The organism is Streptomyces milbemycinicus, assembly GCF_002154605.1.
GTDB classification, from domain to species: Bacteria; Actinomycetota; Actinomycetes; order Streptomycetales; family Streptomycetaceae; genus Streptomyces; species Streptomyces milbemycinicus.
Map to the genome: position 1 here is coordinate 1 of NZ_MUNE01000585.1, position 2,362 is coordinate 2,362.

Consider the following 2,362-nt stretch of genomic DNA (forward strand, 5'->3'; position numbering starts at 1 on the left):
GTGCTGCGCCCGGCCAGCCTCGTCGCGCTCACCGCCGTCGCCGGGCTGCTGCTGAGCGCGCATCTGCGCTGGCCGGACTGGACGCTGTTCGCGTTCGCCGCGGCGGCCGGGTGCGTGCCGAGCATCGGGGCGATGGTGCGGGCCCGCTGGGCGGCGATCTACCGTGATACGCCGCACCAGCTGCACGCCGCGTACGCCTTCGAGTCCGTCGTCGACGAGGTCTGCTTCATCGTCGGCCCGATCCTGTCCGTCGGTCTTTCCACCGCCTGGTTCCCGGAGGCGGGCCCTCTGCTGGCCGGCTGCTTCCTGGCGGTCGGGGTGCTGGCGCTGACCGCGCAGCGCGCCACCGAGCCCGTACCGCATCCGCTCGAGCACCACACCGGCGGCTCGGCGCTGCGCTCGGCCGGGCTCATGGTGCTGATGACCGCCTTCGCCGCCGTGGGCGCGCTCTTCGGGGCGATCGACGTGGTGACGGTGGCGTTCGCCGAGGAGCAGGGCAACAAGGCCGCGGCGAGCGTCGTGCTCGCCATCTACGCGGCGGGTTCCTGCCTGGCGGGAGCGGTCTTCGGACTGCTGCGTCCGACGGGTTCGGCCCCTCGCAGGTGGCTGCTGGGTGTCTGTGCGATCGCCGTGAGTATGATCCCCCTCCAACTGGTCGGGAACCTTTCGTTTCTGGCCGTGGCGCTCTTCGTCGCGGGCCTGGCCGTCGCACCGACGATGGTCACCACCATGGCCCTGGTCGAACAGCTCGTGCCACGCGCGAAACTGACCGAGGGCATGACCTGGGTGAGCACCGGGCTCTCGGTCGGGGTGGCGCTCGGCTCGTCGGCCGCCGGAATGGTTGTCGACGCCGCCGGGGCGCGCGCGGGGTACGCGGTGCCGGCCGTGGCCGGGGCGTTCGCGGCAGCGGTGGCGTTCCTCGGGTACCGCCGGCTGCGGCCGGCGCCACAGCGGGAGGGGTCGGGCGCGGATGGCCATAAGGACCGTAAGGACCATGAGGACCAACCGGAACGGCGTGTGGCGTAACTGGGCGGGCAATGTGATCGCCCGGCCGGCCCGGAGCATCGCCCCCTCGTCGACCGCGGAGCTGGCCGAGGTGGTGCGCCAGGCGGCCGAGGAGGGCCTGCGAGTCAAGGCGGTGGGCACCGGCCACTCGTTCACCGCCGCGGCCGCCACGGACGGGCTGCTGATACGCCCCGAGCGACTGGCCGGGATCCGGGAGATCGACCGGGAGGCGGGGACGGTGACCGTCGCGGCCGGCACCCCGCTGTGGCAGCTCAACCACACCCTGGCGGCGCACGGCCTGTCGCTGACCAATATGGGCGACATCATGGAGCAGACGGTGGCCGGGGCCACCGCCACCGGCACCCACGGGACGGGCCGGACCAGCGCGTCGATCGCCGCTCAGATCAGAGGGCTGGAGCTGGTGACGGCGGACGGCTCGGTGCTGCGCTGTTCGGCCGAGGAGAATCCGGAGATCTTCTCCGCCGCCCGGATCGGGCTCGGCGCGCTGGGCGTGGTGAGCGCGATCACCTTCGCCGTGGAGCCGGAGTTCCTGCTCACCGCGTACGAGGAACCCATGCCCTTCGACCGGGTCATGGCGGATTTCGACCAACTTGTCGCGGAGAACGAGCACTTCGAGTTCTACTGGTTCCCGCATACGGGCAGCTGCAACACCAAGCGCAATAACCGCACCAACGGGCCCGCCGCCCCGCTGGGCCGGGTGAGCGGCTGGGTCGACGACGAGCTGCTGTCCAACGGCATCTTCCAGGTGGCCTGTTCGGTGGGGCGGGCGGTCCCCGCCACCATCCCAGGCATCGCCAAGATCTCCAGCCGCGCGCTGTCCGCCCGCACGTACACGGACATCCCTTACAAAGTCTTCACCAGTCCGCGCCGGGTCCGCTTCGTGGAGATGGAGTACGCGGTGCCGCGCGAGGCCGCGGTCACGGTGCTGCGCGAGCTCAAGGCAACCGTGGAGCGGTCGGGCCTCAGGGTCAGCTTCCCGGTGGAGGTGCGCACCGCACCGGCCGACGACATCCCGCTGTCCACCGCCTCGGGCCGGGACACCGCCTACATCGCGGTGCACCTGTACCGGGGCACCCCGCACCGGGCGTACTTCACGGCGACCGAGCAGATCATGACCGCGCACGGCGGGCGGCCGCACTGGGGCAAGCTGCACAGCCGCGACGCCGCGTATCTGGCGGAGGCATATCCGCGGTTCGGGGAGTTCACGGCCATTCGGGACCGGCTGGACCCGGAGCGGCTGTTCGGCAACGACTATCTGCGGCGGGTTCTGGGCGACTGACGCGCCCCACTCTCGCCCCCACTCTCGGCGCCCGCTCCGACCCCATCTACCCCCGCC

2 protein-coding genes are annotated in these 2,362 nt (G+C 71.8%); both read left to right on the forward strand.

Annotated features, from left to right (window positions below; all coding sequences use genetic code 11):
* Positions 1-1,026: MFS transporter (locus CCN51_RS39250; RefSeq protein ID WP_107426184.1), on the forward strand; the 1,026-nt coding region annotated here is incomplete at its 5' end.
* Positions 995-2,305: a D-arabinono-1,4-lactone oxidase gene (locus tag CCN51_RS39255; RefSeq protein WP_014175871.1), complete on the forward strand. Its 1,311-nt coding sequence runs from the start codon at positions 995-997 to the stop codon at positions 2,303-2,305. The genes CCN51_RS39250 and CCN51_RS39255, both read left to right, overlap by 32 nt.
* The last annotated feature ends 57 nt before the right edge of the window (positions 2,306-2,362 follow it).

Bases quoted from the DNA above. Each gene is read 5' to 3' on its own strand.
- CCN51_RS39255 (WP_014175871.1), top strand. From the start codon at position 995: ATGAGGACCAACCGGAACGGCGTGTGGCGTAACTGGGCGGGCAATGTG.